This window comes from Xanthomonas cucurbitae (genome assembly GCF_002939885.1).
In the GTDB taxonomy this organism is placed as follows: Bacteria; Pseudomonadota; Gammaproteobacteria; order Xanthomonadales; family Xanthomonadaceae; genus Xanthomonas; species Xanthomonas cucurbitae.
This window is the reverse complement of record NZ_MDED01000002.1, coordinates 125,473-147,288: the sequence shown is the minus strand read 5'-3', so window position 1 is coordinate 147,288 and position 21,816 is coordinate 125,473. Positions and strand designations below refer to the sequence as shown.

Below are 21,816 nucleotides of genomic sequence, written 5' to 3'. Positions count from 1 at the left end.
CGGTCAGCCGGCGCAGGCCGCGTGCGCGGTGGCCATGGCCTCAGGGCGCGTGGTTGGCATGCGCCACATGGTCGAAGAACTGGTAGATGCCGTCATCGCTCATCTTGCGCGCATTGGCCAGCTCGCCAGCACGGGTGGTGTAAACCAGCGTGCCGGTGGGAGAGATCACCACCGCAGCCGGGATGCCCTTCTGGATCGGGTCGCCGTAGCGCTGGCTGAGCGCCAGGTTGCGGTCGAAGTTGCCCACATCCACCTTGACCACCACGAACGACTTGTCGATCAGCGGCGCATTCCTGGCCGTGTGCAACGCCGCGTCCAGCGCGCGGCAGTCGTGGCACCAGTTGGCGCCGAAGATCACCAAGGTGGGTTTATGTGCTTTCTTGCCGGCGGCCAGCGCAGCGCGTAGCTGCGCGTCCGCATTGGCGTGTTCGTCGTAGGGCAGGTCCAGGGCCTGCGCGAGCGGGGCGACCGCCAGCAGGCAAAACAGAAGCCAGGTACGCATTGGGGTGGTCCACGGTGGGGAATCTGCATGCTCTGCCGGCACCGTGCTGCGGTCAACCGGCGCATGGGCACGCGTGCGCAGTGGCAGGCGGTGTCAGCGATGCGGATAATCCACCGGTGAGCACATCCCCCAAGCATCTGCAGATTCTCCACCAGGACGAAGTCCTGGCCGTGGTCGACAAACCCGCAGGCCTGATGGTCCACGACAGCAAGCTGGCGCGCGGGGAAGACGACTTCCTGGCCGACCGCCTGCGCGAGCAGCTGGGCCGGCCGATCTTCCTGGTGCACCGGCTCGACCGCGCCACCAGTGGCTGCCTGCTGCTGGCCTTCGACCGCGACAGCGCCAGTGCACTGGGCAAGGCGCTGATGGCCGGCGAGGTGGACAAGCACTACCTGACGGTGTGCCGCGGCTGGCCGGCCGAGGAGCAGTTCGTCGTCGATCACGCCCTGGATGGCGGCCCTGGCAAACCGGTGAAAAAGCCGGCGGTGACCCACTTCCAGCGGCTGGCCACCGGCGAGCTGGAGATCCCCTCCACCGGCTTTGCCACCTCGCGTTATGCGCTGCTGCGCTGCCAGCCGCAGACCGGGCGCTTTCGGCAGATCCGCCGGCACATGAAGCACCTGTCGCATCACATGATCGGCGACACCAGCCATGGCGATGGCCGCCACAACCGCAGCTTCCGCATGCTCGGCATCCACCGCATGCTGCTGCACGCCGAACGCCTGGAGTTTCCACACCCGGCCGATGGCAGGCGCATCGGCGTCACCGCACCGCTGGATGTGGAATTCGTCAAGGCCTGCGCATTGTTCGGCTGGGACATGCCGCAGTTGCAGGTAGCGGCAGCGATTTAGCGCTGGCGCGCTGTGGTCCTCTTCCCAGTGGGCAAGGCAGTGGCGATTGGTGCCACTCCGTGCAGCCGCACCCTCACCCCAACCCTCGCTCCGCGCCCCGGGCGCTCCGAGGTACGCGCGCCAGTGGCGCGCAAGCTGTGCCTTCTCGCCCCACAGGGAGAGGGGCTTGCGCTGTGCTCTAACGATTCCCGATTCCCGATTCCCCGCCCCTCAGGGCTTCTGCGCCGGGGCAGGCTCGTTGACGATGGTCTCCAGATCCTTCTGCAGGTCGGCAAACAGCGGCAGCATCTTCTGCTGGATGGCGCCCATCAGGTTCTGGGTCAGGGCGGGGGTCTTGTCCAGCAGGCTCTGGCCGGCCGAGCTCTCGTAGAACTCGGCCATGGCCAGCACATCCTCGCGCGAGAACGAGCGCTTGTAGATGTCCACGTACATCGGTCGCAGCTCCGACCACGACAGCGCCTTGCGCACGGTCTGGCGGGTGCGTTCCTGGATGCGCTGCAGTTGCGCCTGCTCGGCGGGGTCGAGCTGGCGCTGCGCGGTGAGCTGGGCGAACTGCTGCTGCTGCATCGCCTCGATCTGCGGCAGCATGGTGTCCAGCATGGTCTGCGCGCGCGAAGCGGCCAGCAGACGGTTGACGTCGGCATCGGTGGGCGCCTGCGCCAGCGCGGCCGGGGTGGCCAGCGCCAGCAGGGCCAGCAGCATCAGGCGGCGGGCAAGCGCGCCGGCGGGGGCGAGCGAATCGGGGGTCATCGAAGCGTCCTGCAGTGGGGAACCGGCCGCAGCATACGGGAAGCCGGTGTTCGCGCGCATGCGTGCCGCTGCCGATACAATCGACGCGTATGGCCAGCGACCCGATCCAGATCACCCCCAGCCTGACGATCCCGCCCAGCGAGCTCGTCGAGCGCTTCGTGCGCGCCAGCGGCGCCGGTGGGCAGAACGTCAACAAGGTGTCCACCGCGGTGGAGCTGCGCTTCGACGTGGCCGGATCGCCCTCGCTGCCCGAGCCCTTGCGTGCGCGCCTGCTGTCGCGGCGCGACCGCCGCATGACCGCCGAAGGCGTGCTGGTGATCGATGCGCAGCGCTTCCGCACCCAGGATCGCAGCCGCGACGATGCGCGCGAGCGGCTGGTCGAGATCATCAGTGCGTGCCTGTCGGTGCCCAAGCGCCGGGTCGCCACCAAACCGAGTCATGGCGCCAAGCTGCGGCGGCTGGATGCCAAGCGTGAGCGCAGTCAGACCAAACGTGGACGCTCCGCGTCCCACTGGGAGTAAGCGTGAGTCAAGACGCTCCGTCGTTGCCACCGGTCACACAGGCCAACATCCTGCTGCAGCCAGCACCGCCCAGAATGCCGCGTGCGCACGGCCGCTTCGGCCGCTGGCTGGGCCGTACCGCGCTGCGCCTGACCGGCTGGCGCCTGCTCGGGCGGCTGCCCGATGAGCCCAAGCTGGTGATGATCGTGGCTCCGCATTCGTCCAACTGGGACGGTTTCCTGGGCTTTGCGGCCAAGTTCGCGCTGGGCTTCGATGTGCGCGTGCTGGGCAAGGCGCAGTTGTTCTGGTGGCCGCTGGGCCCGCTGCTGCGCAAACTCGGCGGCATTCCGCTGGACCGTAGTTCGCCGCAGGGCACCATCGGCCAGGCGGTGCGGCTGATCCGCAACTCCGAGCAGATGTGGTATGTGATTACCCCCGAGGGCACGCGCAAGCGCGTCGAACACTGGAAGGCCGGCTTCTGGAAGATCGCCTCCGATGCGCAGGTGCCGATCCTGCCGGTGTACTTCGATTACCCCAGCAAGACCGTGGGCATCGGCGAGCCGTTCTGGACCGGCACCGACATGGCCGCCGACATCGCCGCCATCCGCACCTGGTACCGGCCGTGGCGAGGCAAGCATCGCGATACGCTGTAGGACGCCGCTGGAGGCCGGGCACAGGGTCTGGCCTGCGAAACGCATCTCATCCCATCCGCACCTGCCGATCACCGTGCGCATGTGCAACCAGGAAACCGCATGATCGCTTCGCCCATCCTCATGGTGTGCCTGTCCTTGCTGCTGTGTGCCGGTCCGACCCTGGCCGCCACCCCGATGCTGGTGATCCATGGCGGCGCAGGCGTGGAGAAGTCTGGGTTGTCTGCCGAGGAACAGGCCCAGGCACGCGAGGCGATGCAACGCGCGCTGCGCACCGGGCATGCGGTGTTGAACCGCGGCGGCAGCACGGTGGAGGCGGTGGCCGCCACCATCACCGTGCTGGAGGACGCGCCGCAGTTCAACGCCGGGCGCGGTGCAGTTTTCACTCACGACGGCAAGAACGAGCTGGACGCGGCGATCATGGATGGCGCCAGCGGCCAGGCCGGGGCGATTGCCGGCGTGCACACGGTCAAGAACCCGATCCAGCTGGCACGCCGCGTCATGGAGCGTTCCAGGCACGTGATGCTGGTCGGCGACGGCGCCGAGCAGTTCGCGCGCGAGCAGGGCGTCACCCTGGTGGACCCGAGCTACTTCCACACCGACAAGCGCTGGCAGCAGCTGCAGAAGGCGCTCAAGGCCGAGGCCGGCGACCGCCAGGCGCAGGCGGCGCTGGACCTGGAAACCGCCAGGCATTTTGGCACTGTCGGCGCGCTGGCGCTGGACCGCAACGGCCATCTGGCCGCCGGCACCTCCACCGGCGGCATGACCAACAAGCGCTACGGCCGCGTGGGCGATGCGCCCATCATCGGCGCCGGCACCTATGCCAATGCGCAGTGCGCCGTCTCCGGCACCGGCTGGGGCGAGTTCTACATCCGTGCGGTGGCCGCCTACGACATCTGCGCGCGCATGAAATACGCCGGGCAGTCGTTGCAGCAGGCCGCCGAGGCGGTGATCGACCAGCAGATTCCCACCGCCGGCGGCGATGGCGGCGCCATTGCGCTGGATGCGCAAGGCAACATCGCCTTCCCGTTCAATACCGAAGGCATGTACCGCGGCTGGATCGGTGCCGACGGCGCCCCGCACGTGGCGATCTTCAAGGACGAAACGCTTTGAGGAAGCCAGCGTGAGTCACTGCCTTCTCCCGCCTGCGGGAGAAGGTGCCCGAAGGGCGGATGAGGGTGCCCCCACCCCGCCGGCCGTCTCTGCTCCGCACATCGCCATGCATCCTTGCCCAGCCAACGGCACATGCCGGCGCCGCGCAAACCCGCTAGCGTGATGGTTTGTCGTACCCACCACTCAGGAATCACACGCCATGTCGCGTACTGTCGTTCTGGCCGCCGCCATCACCCTGGCACTGGCCGCATGTTCTGGAAAAGAGCCGTCCGGTCAGGAGTCCGCCCCCGTGTCCGAGAACACCGCTACCCCGGCCGCCGATGCCGCGCCGAACCCGCTGCTGACCGCCAGCACGCTGCCGTTCCAGGCGCCGCCGTTCGACAAGATCCAGGACAGCGACTACCTGCCGGCCTTCGAGGAAGGCATGCGCCAGCACCTGGCCGACGTGCGCAAGATCGCCGACAACAACCAGGCGCCCACCTTCGACAACACCATCGAAGCGCTGGAACGCAGCGGCGAAACGCTGACGCGCGTATCGCGCATCTTCTTCGGGCTGGTCCAGGCCGATACCAGCGACGCACGCCAGAAGATCCAGGAAGAGATCGCGCCCAAGCTGGCCGCGCATAAGGACGAGATCAACCTCGATCCCAAGCTGTTCGCACGCGTCAAGACCCTCTACGACCAGCGCGACACGCTGAACCTGGAGCCGGAACAAAAACGCCTGCTCGAGCGCGATTACGAAGAACTGGTCCGTGCCGGTGCGCAGCTGTCCGATGCCGACAAGGACAGCCTGCGCAAGCTCAACGTGGAAGAAACCACGCTGTCCACCCAGTTCCACACCCGCCTGGTCGCCGCCTCGGCCGCCGCTGCGGTGGTGGTTGACGACACCGCCAGGCTCGATGGCCTGAGCGAGGGCGACATCGCCGCCGCGGCCGATGCCGCCAAGGCGCGCAAGCTCGATGGCAAGTATCTGCTCACCCTGCAGAACACCACCCAGCAGCCGGTGCTGGCGTCGCTCAAGAATCGCGAGCTGCGTGCCGAGGTGCTGAAGGCGTCTGAAACGCGTGCGGAAAAGGGCGATGCCAACGACACCCGCCAGACCATCCAGCGCCTGGCGCAGCTGCGTGCGCAAAAAGCCAAGTTGTTGGGCTTCGACAACTACGCCGCCTACAGCCTGGGCGACCAGATGGCCAAGACCCCGGAGGCGGCGCTCAAGTTGCTGACCGACACCGTGCCGGCCGCCACCGCCAAGGCACGTCGCGAAGTGGCCGAAATGCAGAAGGTCATCGATGCCCAGAAGGGCGATTTCAAACTGGCCGCGTCCGACTGGGACTTCTACGCCGAGCAGGTGCGCAAGGCCAAGTACGACCTGGACGAATCGCAGATCAAGCCGTATTTCGAACTGGACAACGTGCTGCAGAACGGCGTGTTCTACGCGGCCACGCAGCTGTATGGCATCACCTTCAAGCAGCGTACCGACATCCCGACCTACCACGCCGACATGAAGGTGTATGAAGTCTTCGATGCCGACGGCAGCTCGATGGCGCTGTTCTACACCGATTACTTCAAGCGCGACAGCAAGTCCGGCGGCGCCTGGATGGACGTGTTCGTCGAACAGGACGGCCTCACCGGTGCCAAGCCGGTGGTCTACAACGTCTGCAACTTCACCAAGCCGGCCGCCGGCCAGCCGGCACTGCTGAGCTTCGACGACGTCACCACGCTGTTCCACGAGTTCGGCCACGCGCTGCATGGCATGTTCTCCAAGGTGAAATACCCCTCGATCGCCGGCACCAGCACCTCGCGCGATTTTGTGGAATTCCCCTCGCAGTTCAACGAGCACTGGGCCTCGGACCCGAAGGTCTTCGCCCACTACGCCAAGCACTACCAGACCGGCGCACCGATGCCGGCCGAGCTGGTGGAAAAGATCAAGAAGGCCAAGACCTTCAACAGCGGCTACGCCACCACCGAATACTTGTCGGCGGCGTTGCTGGATCTGGCCTGGCACACCCAGCCGGCCGATGCGCCGCTACAGGATGTGAGCAAGTACGAAGCCGATGCGCTGAAGCGCTTCAAGGTGGACTTGGCCGAAGTACCGCCGCGTTACCGCAGCACCTATTTCGACCACATCTGGGGCGGTGGCTACTCGGCCGGTTACTACGCCTACTTCTGGTCGGAAGTGCTCGATGACGATGCGTTCGAGTGGTTCAAGGAAAACGGCGGCCTGACCCGCAAGAACGGCGACACCTTCCGCGCCAAGATCCTCTCGCGCGGCAATACGGTCGACCTGGCCACGCTGTATCGCGATTTCCGCGGCAAGGATCCCAGCGTCAAGGCGCTGCTGGAGAACCGCGGTTTGACCGACTGAGGGAGTGCGCTGCAACGATTGCAGGGCCGAACGGGATGGCACGCGCCATCCCGTTCGCTTTAGGGGACACCGATTCCTGGTCGCTCCTGCGGCTACTCGTGGGAGCGCCAATACTGGGATGCGCTGAGACAGTAGCTGGCTCAATGCCCTGCAGCGATGCGCATGATGAGGAACGAACCATGCGCGCTGCTCACGGTCACCGTGCCGCTGCATGCAACCCACACCTGCAGGAACCCGACCGCATGCAACGTCCCGTCGTTCTGGCCGTCACCATCATGGCCTGTCTTGCCGCTTGCAGCGGAAAAGACACCTCCCCCCGGCTTCGACCACTGCCTCCGGCAGCACGGCTGCTGCGCCCGCAGCAGGTCTGGCCCAAAACCCGCTGTTGATTCCCAGCACGCTCCCGTTGCAGGCCCCGCCCTTCGACAAGATCAAGGACAGCGATTACCTGCCTGCCCTGGAAGAAGGCATTCGGCTCAAACGCATCGAGTTGCACCGGATCATCGAGAATCCGGCACCGCCCACCTTCGAAAACACGGTAGAAGCCCTAGAGCGCAGCGGTGCCACGCTTTCCCATGTCTCCAACATCTTCTATAGCGTGTTGTCTGCCGACACCAGTGACGCGCGGCGTGCGATCGACGGGGACATCAGTCCGAAGGTCATCGCGCTCAATGACGAGGCCTTGATGAATCCCAGGCTGTTCGCACGGCTCAAGGCTGTCTACGACCAGCGCGACACCCTGGGGCTTGCGCCCGAACAGAAGCGTCTGCTCGAGTTGGCCTATGAAAAATTCATCAGCGCCGGGGCACGCCTGTCAGATCCCGACAAGGCCATCCTGCGCAAGCTCAATCTGGAAGAGGATAACCTCACGACCCAATACCACACCAAGCTGACTGCCGCGACGGCGGCTGCGGCGATAGTGGTAGACGACAAGGCCAGGCTCGATGGCATGAGTGAAGCTGACATCGCGGCCGCTGCAGCCGCAGCGAAGGCACGTAAGCTCGATGGCAAGTACCTGCTTGCCTTGCAGAGCACCACGCAACAACCGGTGCTGGCTTCGCTCAAAGATCGTGCGTTACGTGCGCAGATACTTGAAGCGTCGGAAAAGCGTGCAGAGCAGGGCGATGCCAACGACACGCGCGATACCATCCGTCGCTTGCTACAAGTGCGTGCGCAGCGGGCCAGGCTGCTCGGCTTCGACAATTACGCCGCTTACAGCCTGCGCAACGAGATGGCCAGGACCCCGCAGGCCGCGCTGAAGCTGCTGACCGATATCGTGCCGCGCGCCACTGCCAAGGCGCGCGACGAAGCAACGCAGATCCAGGCGCTGATCGACGCGCAGCATGGAGGCTTCAAGCTGACCGCATCGGACTGGAACTTCTACGCAGCCCAGGTGCGCAAGGCGAAATACGATCTGGATGTGTCGCAGACCAAGCCGTACTTCGAACTGGACAGTGTGTTGCGCAATGGCGTGTTCTACGCAGCCACGCAGCTGTACGGCATCACCTTCAAGCAGCGCACCGATATTCCGACCTATCACGCGGATATGAAGGTGTACGAGATTTTCGATGTGGACGGCAAGTCGTTGGCGCTGTTCTACACCGATTATTTCCAGCGTGAGAGCAAGTCCGGTGGTGCCTGGGCCGGCAATCTTGTCCAGCGCAATGCGCTGACCGGTGCCAAGCCAGTGATCTACAACGTGTGCAATTTCACCAAGCCGGCCGATGGACAGCCCGCATTGCTGAGCAGTGACGAGGTCAAGTCGATGTTCCACGAATTCGGCCACGCTTTGCACTTCATGTTCTCCACGACCCAATACTCCACGCCAACCGACTTCAGCGAGTTTCCGTCCCAGTTCAACGAGCACTGGGTCAACGATCCGAAGGTGTTCGCCAACTACGCCAGGCACTACCAGACCGGTGAGGCGATGCCCGCCGCATTGGTGGAGAAACTACGCAAGTCCAGAACATTCAATAGCGGCTATCTGACCACCGAATACCTGTCGGCAGAGATCATCGACCTGGCCCTGCATGGCCAATCGGCGGATGCGCCGATCCAGGACGTCGCCAAGTTCGAGGCCGACACGATGCGGCGTTTCAAGGTGGACCTGCCCGATGTGCCGCCACGGTACCGGAGCAGTTACTTCGACCACATCTGGAGCTTCGGCTATGCGGCCAAGTACTACGCCTACTTCTGGTCGGAGGTCCTGGACGATGACGCATTCAAGTGGATGGAGGAACATGGCGGGCTTACCCGCAAGAACGGGGATATCTTCCGTACCAAGATCCTGGCCCCGGGAAATTCAGTGGATGTGACCACGTTGTACCGCAACTTTCGCGGCAGGGATCCCAGCGTGGAGGCGTTGCTGGAGTATCGCGGCTTGACCGAGTAGGCGAACCGGCCGGTCGCTCGCTGCTGCCAGCGTGTCCCTCACGCCTTCAGGGAGCGATTGGCTGAGTCGGCACCTCGGGCGCTGGCGGCATTGCATGAGGCGCTCGACCATCCGCTGCGGGAGGCGGAATGCGACAGCGGGAACCGGCAGTCGGTATGCCTTGGCGACGGCCGCTAGGCGCGATGGATGGCGGTGGTGCGTACCGTGTGCGTGGGCTGTCGTGGCGCCTGTGCCCTGCTAGCGGAAGCGGACATGAGCGAGCGTCGCAGGGGGCATTGACCAAGCCGGCCCGGGCGGCGCAGACTGCGCCGCGCCGCCGCCGGATCAACCCGTCGGTGCGCACCCTTCGGAGCCCTTATCCATGTCCAGCGACAGTCACCCTAGACCCGGGTCGATGACCTGGTTGGCGCGCGCCTGAGGTTTGAAGGTTCGCCGACCGTCATCGACGACGGTCGTCACCAGGCGAACCCCCATGTACGACGAAACCCTGCGCCTTGCCGAAGGCGTCGATGCACTGATCGCACCGCTGGCCGAGCTCAACACGGCCGATGCGGTGGAGTATCTCAACACCCTCGACCGCGACGACGCCGCGCAGGTATTGGTTGCGTTGTCGCCCGCGCGGGCGGTGAAACTGCTCGAACAACCCGAGCTGCGCGATGCCAGCGCGCTGGTGGCGCAGCTGCCGGCCGAGCAGGCCGCCTCGCTACTCGGCCAGATGGCCGACGACCGCGCCACCGACATCTTCCACGGCCTGGATGCCGACCAGCGCCAGCCGCTGCTGTGGCTGCTCAGCGCCGAGGCGCGGCTGTCGATCCAGGCGTTGATGCGCTACCCGCCCAACACCGCCGGCGCCTTGATGACCACCGAGTTCGTGGCGGTGCCGACCGACTGGACGGTGGGGCGCACCCTGCAGCACATCCGCGACGTGGAGCGTAGCCGCGAGACCGTCTACGCGATCTACCTGCTCGACCCGCAGACCCGCGTGCTGCAGCAGGTGGTGACCATGCGCCGGCTGATCACCGGCGCTGCGGACGCACCCATCCTGGAGGTGGCGCAGGTCAATCCGCCGGTCACCGTGGACCCGGCGCTGGACCAGGAAGAGGTGGCGCGGCTGATCCGCCGCCACGACCTGCTGGCGATCCCGGTGGTGGATCGCAACGGCCATATGCTGGGCATCGTCACCGTGGACGATGTGCTGGATGCGTTGATTGCCGAATCCACCGAAGACGTGCACAAGTTCGGCGGCATGGAAGCGCTGGACAAGCCCTACATGCACATCGGCTTTGGCCAGATGATCAAGAAGCGTGCCGGCTGGTTGAGCGTGCTGTTCCTGGGCGAGATGCTCACCGCCAGTGCCATGCAGCACTTCGAGGACGAACTGTCCAAGGCCGTGGTGTTGACCTTGTTTATCCCGTTAATCATGAGCTCGGGCGGCAATTCCGGCTCGCAGGCCACCTCGCTGCTGATCCGCTCGCTGGCGCTGCGCGAACTGCGCCTGCGCGACTGGTGGAGGGTGGCCCTGCGTGAGCTGCCCACCGGCCTCACCCTGGGTGCGATCCTGGGCGTGCTGGCGATCGTGCGCATCGCCATCTGGCAGAACGCCGGGCTGTACGACTACGGCCCACATTGGCAGATGGTGGCGCTGACCATCGGCGCGGCCTTGGTGGGCATCGTCACCTTCGGCTCGTTGTCCGGCTCGATGCTGCCGTTCGTGCTGCAACGCTTGGGCTTCGACCCGGCCAGTGCCTCGGCGCCGTTCGTGGCCACCCTGGTGGACGTCACCGGGCTGGTGATCTACTTCAGCATCGCGGCGATGATCCTGAGCGGCACGTTGTTGTAGGCCTCCATGGGCGTGCCATCGTGCTGCGCAGCCCGACGCACTGGACGCGAACTGTCGCAGAACGCAGCAATCACGTAGGAGCGCCCCTGGGCGCGAGGGCCTTGCCCAGACCGTCCTCGCGCCCAGTGGCGCCTCTACGCCACGGCAAGCAACTCGGCGGCGCGTGTCCACCAGGCAGCATCGCCCGCAGCGGCCAGCGCATGTCCTCGCCCCCCAGTGCGTGTACCGTAGTGCGATGGCTTCCGCGTCCCCCGCACGATGAGTACCTATCACCTGCAGCAGGTGTTTCGCCCCGGCACCGTCGCGGTGGTGGGCGGCAGTCCGCGCGAGCGGTCGGCTGGCCGGGCGGTGGTGCGCAACCTGCGCGCGGCCGGGTTCCCCGGCCAGATCGGCTGGGTGAGCCCGCGCTACAGCGAGATCGATGGCGTGCGCACGGTGGCGCGGTTGACCGATCTGCCGTGGGTGCCGGACCTGGTGGTCATCACCGCACCGGCACGCATCGTGCCGCGCATCGTTTCCATCGCCGCGCGCCGCGGGGTGGCCGCAGCGATCATCCTCACCGCCGGCCTGGGGCGCGGCCCCGGTTCGCCGGCCGCGCGCATGGAGGCGGCCGCGCGCGCCAAGGGCATGCGCATCCTCGGCCCGCACTGCCTGGGCGTGATCGCCCCGCACGCGCGGCTCAATGCCAGCATCGCCGCGCACTGCCCGCAGGCCGGCGACCTGGCGCTGATCTCCGAGTCCAGCGCCATTGCCGCCGCCCTGGTGGAGTGGGGCGTGGCGCGCTCGGTAGGCTTTTCGGCGGTGGTGTCGCTGGGCGACACGCTGGACGTGGATTTCGGCGATCTGCTGGATTACTTCGCCACCGACTACCGCACCCGCGCGATCCTGCTGTATGTCGAACGCATCGATGATGCGCGCAAGTTCATGTCGGCCGCGCGTGCGGCCGCGCGCGCCAAGCCGGTGGTGGTGGTCAAATCGGGGCGCCAGTTCCGCATCAATCCGCATGCCGATACCCATGCCCAGGCGCTGGCCGGCTCGGATGCGGTGTATGGCGCGGCGTTCGCGCGTGCCGGGCTGTTGCGGGTGGGGGCGCTGGACGAGCTATTCGCCGCCGCCGAAACGCTGGGCCGGCTGGGCAGTTTTCCGGGGCGGCGGCTGGCCATCCTGAGCAATGGTGGCGGGGTGGGGCAGCTGGCGGCGGACCAGCTGGTGTTGCGCGGCGGCACCCTGGCCGAACTGTCAGCCAAGACCCTGGAGCGGCTGGACCAATCGTTGCCGGAAGGCTGGTCGCGCAGCAATCCGGTGGACATCGTTGTGGATGCCGATGGCGCGCGCTATGCCGCGGCAATCGAAGCGTTGCTGGACGATCCGGAGAACGATGCCTTGCTGGTGGTCAACGTGCCCACTGCGTTCACCTCCTCGGCCGATGCGGCCAAGGCGCTGACCCGCGCGCTGGACCAGCGCAGCCGCTACCAGCGCGACAAACCGGTGTTTGCGGTATGGCTGGGCCAGGACGATGCGGCCATCGCCGCGCTCAATGCCGCGCGCGTGCCCACCTACGCCACCGAATCGGATGCGGTGCGTGGCTTCACCCACCTGGTGCGCTACCGCGAGGCGCAGGCGGCGTTGATGGAAACCCCGCCCAGCCTGCCGGAAGATTTCGTGGTGGATGCCGGCGTGGCGCGCACGCTGGTGGAAGCAGCGCTGGCCGCCGGCCGGCGCTGGCTGGACCCGGTGGCCACCAACCGGCTGCTGACTGCCTACGGCATCCCGGTGGTGCCGTTGCAGGTCGCCGCCACCGCCAACGAGGCCGCGCTGCTGGCCGACCCGTTGCTGGCGGTCGGGCGCACGGTGACGTTGAAGGTGCTGTCCAGCGAGATCGCGCACAAATCCGACGTGGACGGCGTGCGCCTGAACCTGTCCAGCGTGGCGGCGGTGCGCGAGGCGGCCACCGGCATCCTGGCGCGTGCGCGCGCTGCGCATCCGGACGCAGCCATCGAAGGGGTGATCGTGCAGCCCACCGTGCTGCGGCCCAAGGCACGCGAGCTGATCGCCGGTATTGCCGATGACCCGGTGTTCGGCCCGGCCATCGTGTTCGGGCGTGGCGGCACTGCGGTGGAAGTCATCAACGACCGCGAGCTCGCCCTGCCGCCGCTGGACCTGCGCCTGGCCCACGAGCTGATCGGGCGTACCCGCGTCTCGCGCATCCTCAAGGCCTACCGCGACGTGCCGGCCGCCGACGAGCGCGCGGTGGCGCTGGTGCTGGTCCAGCTGGCGCAGCTGGCCGCCGACATCCCGGAAATCACCGAACTGGACATCAACCCGCTGCTGGCCGACCGCGATGGGGTGATCGCGCTGGACGCCCGCGTGGCGGTGGCACCGGCGCGCAAGCTGCACAAGGGGCGCGGCCATCCGCGCTTTGCGATCTTCCCCTATCCGAAGGAATGGGAGCGCCAGATCGGCCTGGGCGATGGCACCCACGCGCTGGTGCGCCCGGTGCGCCCGGAGGACGATGCGCTGTTCCGCGCGTTCTTCGCCCGCGTCACCGACGAAGACCTGCGGCTGCGCTTCTTCCAGTCGGTCAAGCATTTCAGCCACGAATTCATCGCCCGCCTGACCCAGCTGGACTACGCCCGCTCGATCGCGCTGGTGGCCATCGACCCCAGGAGCGGCGACATGCTCGGCGCGGTGCGTCTGCATGCCGATGCCGATTACATCGGCGGCGAGTACGGCATCCTGATCCGTTCGGACCTCAAGGGCCACGGTATCGGCTGGCAGCTGATGCGCATCATGATCGAGTACGCGCGCTGGCTGGGCCTGAAACAGATCGAAGGCCAGGTGCTGCGCGAGAACCGCACCATGCTGGCGATGTGCCAGAGCCTGGGCTTCGGCGTGCGCCCGGATCCGGACGATGCGATCCTGATGGCGGTGACACTGCCTATAATGGACGCGCCACGCCCGGCCTGACGTTGCGTCACGCTGCGGTCCCCCATCCTCCACTGCACGCCGGACCTGCCGGGCCTTGCCCTGGCCTGTTGCTCCGGCTGTCGTCTCGGCCCGCCTGGGAGTGCCAATGTTTCGCGATTTCAGAATGTCGTTCCTGGTCACAGCGATCTGCCTGGGCCTGGCTGCCTGGTGGGGGCATACCACCGCAATGGGTCTCTGGCAGGCGTTGTGGCTGTGCCTGGTGCTGAGCGTGCTGGAGGTGTCGCTGTCGTTCGACAACGCGGTGGTCAACGCCGGTGTGCTCAAGCACATGAACGAATTCTGGCGGAAGCTGTTCCTGACCGTGGGCATCCTGATCGCCGTGTTCGGCATGCGCCTGGTGTTCCCGATCGTGATCGTGTCGGTGGCCACCGGCATGGGCCTGATGCCGGTGATGCAGATGGCGCTCAAGGAGCCGGAGCGCTACAGCCAGGTGCTGACCGACCACTACCCGTCCATTGCCGCCTTCGGAGGCATGTTCCTGTTGCTGGTGTTCCTGAACTTCCTGTTCGACCAGGAGCGCAAGTTGCACTGGCTTGGCCCGATCGAGCGGCTGGTGGGCAAGCTCGGCAAGGCGGACGCAATGTCGGTGATCGTGGCGGTCACCGTGCTGCTGGGCACCAAGCTGTTCCTGCCCGATGCCATCTTCCAGAGCGTGCTGTTCGCCGGGCTGGGCGGCATCCTGCTGTACCTGCTGGTCGGCAGCGTGGACGCCTTGTTCGAGGCCGAAGAGAGCGAAGACAGCAGCATGGGCCCGGCCAAGCGCTCGGGCATTGCCGCCTTCCTGTACCTGGAAGTGCTGGACGCCTCGTTCTCCTTCGATGGCGTGATTGGCGCCTTCGCCATCACCCGCGATGTGGTCATCATCATGCTGGGCCTGGCGATCGGCGCGATGTTCGTGCGCTCGATGACGGTGTATCTGGTGCACAAGGGCACCCTGGACGAGTTCGTGTTCCTGGAGCATGGCGCCCATTACGCCATCGGCGTGCTGGCGATCATCATGCTGGTGGGCACCGTCTACCACGTCCCGGAAGTGTTGACCGGCCTGATCGGCGTAGCCTTCATCGCCGCCTCGGTGTGGTCGTCGATCCGCTATCGCAAGCGCAACCAGCTCGGTCCGACCGAGATCTGAGCGGCGCTTCGCCGTCAGCCGACAGATGCGAGCCGGCTTGCGGCCGCTCGCGCGGCGGTTGGCAAAAAACGCGACGCGTACCACGTTTGGTGTGGATGCAAGGTGAGTGCGGGATGTGGTTCAGGGCCTTCCCGACTTGACCTGCGCAGTCGGATTCGTCCTCCAGCAGCCCGGTACGACCGCTCGTCCGAACAGCGCGTTGTGCCACAAGGCCTGCGCAGATTTCTCCATATTTGGTGTTGACCCCCTAGGGTGACCACACTATCTTGGGGTCCGGTGGTGACCGCCCCCCAAACGGCACCAAGCGACGAGGCGGATGCGCAAGCCGCATCGCCCGTGGCACCCGCTTCAGTGCCTGTACGCGTTCCGGCAATGCCGTGCCGCTTCAGGACCCGACGACGGCAGTGCGGCATCACCGACCGAACCATCATGCGACAGCACACCGCATGATGGCGGCCATGGGATCTCAAGAAGATTGGTGAGGATGCTGCCGTGGGCCATGGGCCGCGCGTCGTGTGTCCCGTTTCGCCAGCCTCCTCTGGGTTCTCCTGGCCGTCGCCTGCTCCCCAGCGGGTTCGTGTGCCTACGCATGGAGGACGCATGACCACCAACGACACCCTTTCCGCGATCGCCACCGGTACCGCCGCACCCACCAGCGTTCCCACCAGCGTTCCCGTCAGCGTTCCCGCGCCCGCCTGCGGCGCGCCGGAAGTGGCCGACCCGTCGGACATCGTGCCGCCTCCCCGCCAAGCCATTGCAATGCACGCACAGACCATCGAAGAACAAAACGTCTCCACCTGGATCACCAAGGAAGCGGGCAATCGCAGGATTCCGTTCGAGCCGCAGCGCCTGGAGCGCGCCATCGACCAGATCCATGCCGAGTTCCCGCAGCTGGACGTGGCCGACTACAAGCGCTCGGTGTTCGGGTTCGTCGAGCGCAAGGACAGCGTCAACGCCGATGACCTGGTCGACCACCTGATCCGCGAGGCCGAGGCCCGCGTCGATCTGACCACCCCGGAGTGGGAGCATTTTGCCGCGCGGCTGTACCTGCGCCGCCTCTACAAGCGCGCCAGCCGCAACCGCTTCTACGACGCCAGCCAGAAGTACGGCTCGTTCGTCGGCCTGCAGGAAAGCCTGGCCGACCGCAATGTCTATTCCAACGACATCCTGCGCCGCTATTCCAAGGACGAACTGATCGAAGCCGGCAAGATGATCGATCCCGAGCGCGACACGCTGTTCGCCTATAACGGCCTGTACCTGCTGGCCACCCGTTACCTGGCCACCGACAGCTCGCGCGGCGTGTTCGAACTGCCGCAGGAGCGCTGGCTGACGATTGCGCTGTACCTGATGCAGGACGAGATCGGCACCGGCAAGGGCAGCCGCGAGCGCCGCATGCAGCTGGTGGGCGAGGCCTACTGGGCGCTGTCCAACCTGTACATGACCGTGGCCACGCCCACGCTGGCCAATGCCGGCAAGGTGGGCGGCCAGCTGTCGAGCTGCTTCATCGACACCGTCGACGACAGCCTGCAGGGCATCTACGACTCCAACACCGACGTGGCGCGCGTGTCCAAGCACGGCGGCGGCGTGGGCGCCTACCTGGGCTATGTGCGTTCGTCGGGTTCGGCGATCCGTGGCGTGTCCAATTCCTCCGGCGGCGTGGTGCCGTGGATCAAGCAGCTCAACAACACCGCCGTGTCGGTGGACCAGCTGGGCCAGCGCAAAGGCGCCATCGCCGTCTACCTGGACATCTTCCACCGCGACATCGAATCGTTCCTGGACCTGCGCCTGAACAACGGCGACCAGCGCCTGCGCGCGCACGACGTGTTCACCTCGGTGTGCATCCCGGACCTGTTCATGGAAGCGGTCGAGCGTCGCGGCGACTGGTACCTGTTCGATCCGCACGAAGTCAAGCGGATCAAGGGCTGGTACCTGCAGGACTTTTACGACGAGAAGAAGGGCGACGCCAACAGCAGCTTCCGCCGCAAGTACGAAGAAGTCGTCGCCGACGAGCGCATCACGCGCAAGACCGTCAAGGCGATCGAGATCTTCAAGCGCATCATGGTCAGCCAGCTGGAAACCGGCAACCCGTTCATGTTCTATCGCGATGAAGTCAATCGCAAGAACCCGAACAAGCACGAGGGCATGGTCTATTCGTCCAACCTGTGCACCGAGATCCTGCAGAACATGAGCCCGACGCGGATGATGCAGGAGATCATCAGCGGCAATCAGATCGTCACCACCAAGAAGGCCGGCGATTTCGTGGTGTGCAACCTGTCTTCGATCAACCTGGGCCGCGCGATCACCGTGCAGGCCGACCAGGCCGATCTGCTGGGTGCCGACGTGCTGGAGCGGTTGATCCCGATCCAGGTGCGCATGCTCGACAACGTGATCGACCTCAATCAGTTGCCCGTGCCGCAGGCCACCATCACCAACCAGAAGTACCGCGCCATTGGCCTGGGCACCTTCGGTTGGCACCACCTGCTGGCGCAGAAGTCCATCCACTGGAATGCCACCGAAGCCGAGGACTACAGCGACGAGCTGTACGAGCGCATCAACTACCTGACCGTTCAGGCGAGCATGGAGCTGGCCAAGGAAAAGGGCACCTACAGCGTGTTCCGTGGCAGCGACTGGCACACCGGCGAGTACTTCCGTGCGCGCGACTACAACAGCCCGCAATGGCTGGAGCTGTCGGCGCAGGTGGCGGTCAATGGCGTGCGCAATGCCTGGATGCTGGCCGTGGCGCCGAACATGAGCACCGCGCAGATTGCCGGTTCCACCGCCTCGATCGACCCGATCTACAGCGCGTTCTACTACGAAGAAAAGAAGGACTTCCGTCGCCCGGTCGCCGCGCCTGGTCTGTCGCTGGACACCTGGCCGTACTACGAAAAGGGTGCCTACAAGGTGGACCAGTTCGCCAGCGTGCGCCAGAACGCGCGCCGCCAGCGCCACGTGGACCAGTCGATCAGCTTCAACTTCTACGTGCCCAGCACCATCCGTGCGAGCACGCTGCTGGACCTGCACATGACCGCCTGGCGCGAAGGCCTGAAGACCACGTATTACGTGCGTTCCAACGATATCGATATCAGTGAGTGCGAGTGGTGCAGTAGCTAAAGCGCATTCGCGCTTTCGCTTCCACGGTTCGCTGCGCGAACCGTGGACCCTGCTTCATCAGCTTCCACACCCCCGCGCCGTCGGCGCGCCCCCTGACTCAGGGGGCTTTGCTCCAGCACGTTTAGCGCCGTGATTGGCGCAGTGAAATTCGAGAAAGAACCATGGCCCTGTCCGCAACACCGCTCGACCGCATCAAGATCCTTGAGCCGCGCAACCCCAACCGTTCGACCGGCATCATCAATGGTCAGACCTCGGGCATCCTCAACTGGAACGACATTCCGTACCCGTCGTTCTATCGGGCCTACAAGGAGTTGTCGACCAACTTCTGGATCCCCGACGAGGTGGACATGAAGGGCGACGCGCGCCAGTACCACGAGCTGTCTGCGCGTGAAAAGAACGCCTACGATTCGATCATCGGTTTGCTGGCCACGCTGGACTCGCCGCAGACGCGTTTCATCTACAACGTGGCCGAATACATCACCGACCCGGCCGCGCATGCCAATGCCGCGATCATCGGCCAGCAGGAAGTGATCCATAACGAGAGCTACAGCTACGTGCTGGCTTCGATCACCGGCCTGGCCGACCAGAACCGCGTGTTCGAAATCGCGCGCACCCACCCGACCATCATCAAGCGCAATGCGCCGATCATGGGCGCCTACGAAGACTTCATGCGCGACAAGACGGCCGAAACGCTGATCCGTTCGCTGATCCAGTCCTCGATCCTGGAAGGCATCAACTTCTATTCCGGCTTTGCGTATTTCTACAATCTGGTGCGCCAGAACCGCATGACCGGCACCGGCAAGATCATCAGCTTCATCAACCGCGACGAACTGGCGCATTCGAAGTTCATCAGCGAGCTGATTCGCGCCATCATCGGCGAGAACCAGGCGCTGCAGGGCGACCAGCTCACCGACTACGTGCACAAGGCCTTCGAACACGCGATCGACCTGGAAACCCAGTGGACCGCCGAAGTGCTGGATGGCATCGACGGCATCGACGTGGACGAGATGATCCGCTACGTGAAGTACCGCGCAAACAAGATGGCCGGCATGCTCGGCATCGAGAAGCTGTACGAAGGCGCCAACGACAACGTGATGCCGTGGATCAAGGCCTACGCCGACAACTTCACCGAGACCAAGACCGATTTCTTCGAGATGCGGAATGCCTCGTACAAGAAGACGAATTCGGATAACGGCTTCGACGACTTGTAAGAATCTCACCACTCATATCTCCCAACTATCTGCGAACTCATATGAGATTTGAGGTGTACTGCGATGAGGCGAATCCGGACGTCCTGACGTCTGCTAATCCGCGTGCGCGTTACCTCATGATCGGAAGCCTTTGGCTTCCACAGGAAGTTCGGAATGAGCTTAAGTCGCGCATTGGCGACCTTCGAAAACGACATAGGGCTTGGGGCGAGATCAAGTGGAGCAAGGTTGCGCCTAATCGTCGCGACTTCTACGTAGAACTGGTCGACCTTTTCTTCGCATATGGCGAGAACCTTCGTTTTCGATGTATTGCGGTTGATCGGACCCAAATTGATCTTTCGCTGCATGACGATGATGCGGAGTTGGGGTTCTACAAGTTCTACTACCAGCTCCTTCACCACTGGATTCTCGATTTTAATGAATATCGAATCTTCTGTGACGCGAAAAGCAATCGTGATTCCAAGCGCTTGCCTGTCCTCGCCCAGTGTCTGTCGCGAGCAAATTTGAGCTCGAGAATTGAAAGTGTTCAGTCCTTACCGTCTAACGAAGTAGTACTGATTCAGATGTGTGATTTGTTGCTGGGAGCGGCTAGTAGCAAGATCAATTCTACCTTGATGCCTAACACTGCGAAGTTCACCGTTGTTAGCCGCATTGAAAGCGCATTAGGTCGCGAACTTGGTCCAACGAGCAAGGGCGAGGAGAAATTCAACCTGTTCAAGATTCGACTCAACGGAGGCTGGTGATGCCATTGCCTCCGTTGGTCAAATACGAAACTTCTGCCCAGTACCGACAGCACTACGAACGTATCTATTGTCGTGGCAAGATCCAGACACCAGACGAGATCCGGGTCTACTTCGATGCAAAAAAGTTTGACCACGCGTTCTACGAGAGCGCGGGGTGGGATGGGCGGAAGGACACCTTTTCAGAAGTAAGAGCGCAGCGAATCGACTGGATTCAGGCGACCCTTACGCATCCGGACGCCACTCTATTTCAAGGCTGGGATAAAACTGCCGGACAGGTTGACGCCACCCGCCGGGTGGCGGTGGTCTATGAAGATTTTGTGGTCGTGATTGCACTATCGCTCAAACAAGATTTGGCACTCAAGGCTAACTTCATCACTTGCTACCAAGCAGATAGCAGCATAGGAAAGATTCGAAGTTCGCCGACATGGTCTCGCGAAGAGTGCATCCGCTCGCTGACCAAAGCGAAATAACAGACAAAAAAAGGCCGCTGATTCGCTACGCGGGTTCAGCGGCCGAGACCTCGATAGGTTCAAAGCCGATAGGCAGTGAACTCGAGGCGGAGCTTAGCTCAGCCACCGTTAGAGTCAAGTGCGTCTGGCACAGTGCCGCGGTGTCAAGAAGCTCCAGACGTCGAAGAAAGCTGCAACCCATTGTTTTTGCTGTTGAATTTTCCTGAATCTGTTAATCATTGAGCAAATGCACATCCTCCTCGCCCACACATCGCTCAGCGGCAACACCCGCGATGTCGCGCGTGCGATCCGTGCGCGCTGCGAGGAACTTGGCCACGCGGTCACCTGGATCGATGCCGACATCCAGACGCTGGCGCAGGCGTGCCCGGATGGTGCCGAGCACGATCTCTACATCCTCGGCAGCTGGAGCATCAACGCCGGGCGCACGCCGGCGGAGATGAAGCGCTTCATCGAACAGCTCGTTGCCGCGGTCGGCAAGCCGGAACGCCTGGCAGTATTCGGCACTGGCGAGACGCAGTGGGGCGAGGAGAACTATTGCGGTGCAGCCCGGCGCATGGCTGCGTTCTTCGGTACGCGCTACCCGCGGCTGGAAATCGAACAGATGCCCCACGGCGAACGCGACGCCACCAAGATCCAGCGCTGGACCGACCACATCCTTGCCCTCACCGATACACCGTTCGAGAACCTCCCCCATGCAGACGCTCCACGCCTCTACCCCTGACGACTACACCGCCGCCTTGGCCGCGCATCCGCGCTTGCTGGTCGACTACTACAAGGACAACTGCCCCGGCTGCCGCATGCTCGACATGTCGCTGGACAAGTTCGCCAACAGCGACGCCGCCAATGGTGTGGCCTTATTGAAGGTCAAGCTGGAAGTGGTTGGCGAGGAATTCTTCCGCGACCTGGGCCTGCGCCAGACCCCGACCCTGGCGCTGTACCGCGATGGCGCGGAAGTGGCGCGCCTGCCCGGTTTCCAATCCCCGGCGCAGGTGGAAACCGCAGTCAAGACCAGCCTCTGAATCACCGGTCGGCCTGCAAATGCCGACGCGCACAAGATTGCCGTAGGAGCGGACCCGGCCGCGACGGCGTTACCGATAAACCCCATCGCACCAGGTCGTGGCATGGATCATCGCCACGCCCGCCGGCTGACGTAGAACGTTCGACTCCGCTGCGCTCTCGCGCACGCCGCTGCGTCGAATGTGCT

16 protein-coding genes and 1 pseudogene are annotated in these 21,816 nt (G+C 64.5%); 15 read left to right on the top strand and 2 right to left on the bottom strand.

The features are described 5' to 3' along the window. Positions 1-40 precede the first annotated feature (40 nt). Complete coding sequence (locus tag XcuCFBP2542_RS01880) at positions 41-502, bottom strand: thioredoxin family protein (protein WP_104601926.1); 462 nt, start codon at positions 500-502, stop codon at positions 41-43. Between the two features lie 80 nt (positions 503-582). Here XcuCFBP2542_RS01880 and XcuCFBP2542_RS01875 point away from each other — a divergent pair, with 80 nt between their 5' ends. Continuing rightward, complete coding sequence (locus XcuCFBP2542_RS01875; RefSeq protein ID WP_104601925.1) at positions 583-1,353, top strand: pseudouridine synthase; 771 nt, start codon at positions 583-585, stop codon at positions 1,351-1,353. Between the two features lie 210 nt (positions 1,354-1,563). Here the strand turns inward: XcuCFBP2542_RS01875 and XcuCFBP2542_RS01870 are convergent, their stop codons facing one another. Next, entirely contained in the window at positions 1,564-2,103 is a 540-nt protein-coding gene (locus tag XcuCFBP2542_RS01870; protein WP_104602013.1) for a DUF2059 domain-containing protein, read from the bottom strand. A gap of 89 nt (positions 2,104-2,192) precedes the next feature. On the opposite strand from XcuCFBP2542_RS01870, the gene arfB reads away from it, so the two are divergent. The 14 genes and pseudogenes from arfB (at position 2,193) to XcuCFBP2542_RS01795 (ending at position 21,631) form a co-directional block, all read left to right on the top strand. Continuing rightward, on the top strand, positions 2,193-2,624 hold the full coding sequence (arfB, locus tag XcuCFBP2542_RS01865; protein WP_104601924.1) for an alternative ribosome rescue aminoacyl-tRNA hydrolase ArfB: 432 nt from the start codon (positions 2,193-2,195) through the stop codon (positions 2,622-2,624). A 2-nt stretch (positions 2,625-2,626) separates the two neighbouring features. After that, positions 2,627-3,256 (top strand): lysophosphatidylcholine acyltransferase, encoded by a 630-nt coding sequence (locus tag XcuCFBP2542_RS01860; RefSeq protein WP_104601923.1) that lies wholly within the window; start codon positions 2,627-2,629, stop codon positions 3,254-3,256. Between the two features lie 120 nt (positions 3,257-3,376). Then, complete coding sequence (locus XcuCFBP2542_RS01855) at positions 3,377-4,366, top strand: isoaspartyl peptidase/L-asparaginase family protein (RefSeq protein ID WP_170066938.1); 990 nt, start codon at positions 3,377-3,379, stop codon at positions 4,364-4,366. A 199-nt stretch (positions 4,367-4,565) separates the two neighbouring features. After that, positions 4,566-6,731, top strand: coding sequence for a peptidyl-dipeptidase Dcp (gene dcp / locus XcuCFBP2542_RS01850; protein ID WP_104601922.1), 2,166 nt, complete (start codon positions 4,566-4,568; stop codon positions 6,729-6,731). A 242-nt stretch (positions 6,732-6,973) separates the two neighbouring features. Beyond that, positions 6,974-9,123: pseudogene (locus XcuCFBP2542_RS01845) on the top strand (M3 family metallopeptidase). Between the two features lie 472 nt (positions 9,124-9,595). Further along, positions 9,596-10,963 (top strand): magnesium transporter, encoded by a 1,368-nt coding sequence (mgtE, locus tag XcuCFBP2542_RS01840; RefSeq protein WP_104601921.1) that lies wholly within the window; start codon positions 9,596-9,598, stop codon positions 10,961-10,963. A 258-nt stretch (positions 10,964-11,221) separates the two neighbouring features. Further along, entirely contained in the window at positions 11,222-13,930 is a 2,709-nt protein-coding gene (locus XcuCFBP2542_RS01835) for a bifunctional acetate--CoA ligase family protein/GNAT family N-acetyltransferase (RefSeq protein WP_104601920.1), read from the top strand. Positions 13,931-14,036: 106 nt separating this feature from the next. Beyond that, a complete protein-coding gene (locus tag XcuCFBP2542_RS01830) occupies positions 14,037-15,080 on the top strand; it encodes a DUF475 domain-containing protein (RefSeq protein WP_104601919.1) in 1,044 nt (347 codons plus the stop codon). A gap of 600 nt (positions 15,081-15,680) precedes the next feature. Further along, positions 15,681-18,191: a ribonucleoside-diphosphate reductase subunit alpha gene (locus tag XcuCFBP2542_RS01820; protein WP_104601918.1), complete on the top strand. Its 2,511-nt coding sequence runs from the start codon at positions 15,681-15,683 to the stop codon at positions 18,189-18,191. 167 nt (positions 18,192-18,358) lie between these two features. Beyond that, entirely contained in the window at positions 18,359-19,402 is a 1,044-nt protein-coding gene (locus tag XcuCFBP2542_RS01815; RefSeq protein ID WP_208800724.1) for a ribonucleotide-diphosphate reductase subunit beta, read from the top strand. Positions 19,403-19,443: 41 nt separating this feature from the next. Further along, positions 19,444-20,142, top strand: a complete 699-nt coding sequence (locus XcuCFBP2542_RS01810; RefSeq protein ID WP_104601916.1) for a DUF3800 domain-containing protein — start codon at positions 19,444-19,446, stop codon at positions 20,140-20,142. Then, on the top strand, positions 20,142-20,612 hold the full coding sequence (locus XcuCFBP2542_RS01805; protein ID WP_104601915.1) for a hypothetical protein: 471 nt from the start codon (positions 20,142-20,144) through the stop codon (positions 20,610-20,612). Before XcuCFBP2542_RS01810 ends, XcuCFBP2542_RS01805 begins: the two co-directional genes overlap by 1 nt. Before the next feature lie 226 nt (positions 20,613-20,838). After that, positions 20,839-21,333, top strand: coding sequence for a flavodoxin (locus tag XcuCFBP2542_RS01800; protein ID WP_104601914.1), 495 nt, complete (start codon positions 20,839-20,841; stop codon positions 21,331-21,333). Further along, on the top strand, positions 21,305-21,631 hold the full coding sequence (locus tag XcuCFBP2542_RS01795; RefSeq protein WP_104601913.1) for a thioredoxin family protein: 327 nt from the start codon (positions 21,305-21,307) through the stop codon (positions 21,629-21,631). The genes XcuCFBP2542_RS01800 and XcuCFBP2542_RS01795 overlap by 29 nt, the downstream gene beginning before the upstream one ends. Positions 21,632-21,816 lie beyond the last annotated feature (185 nt).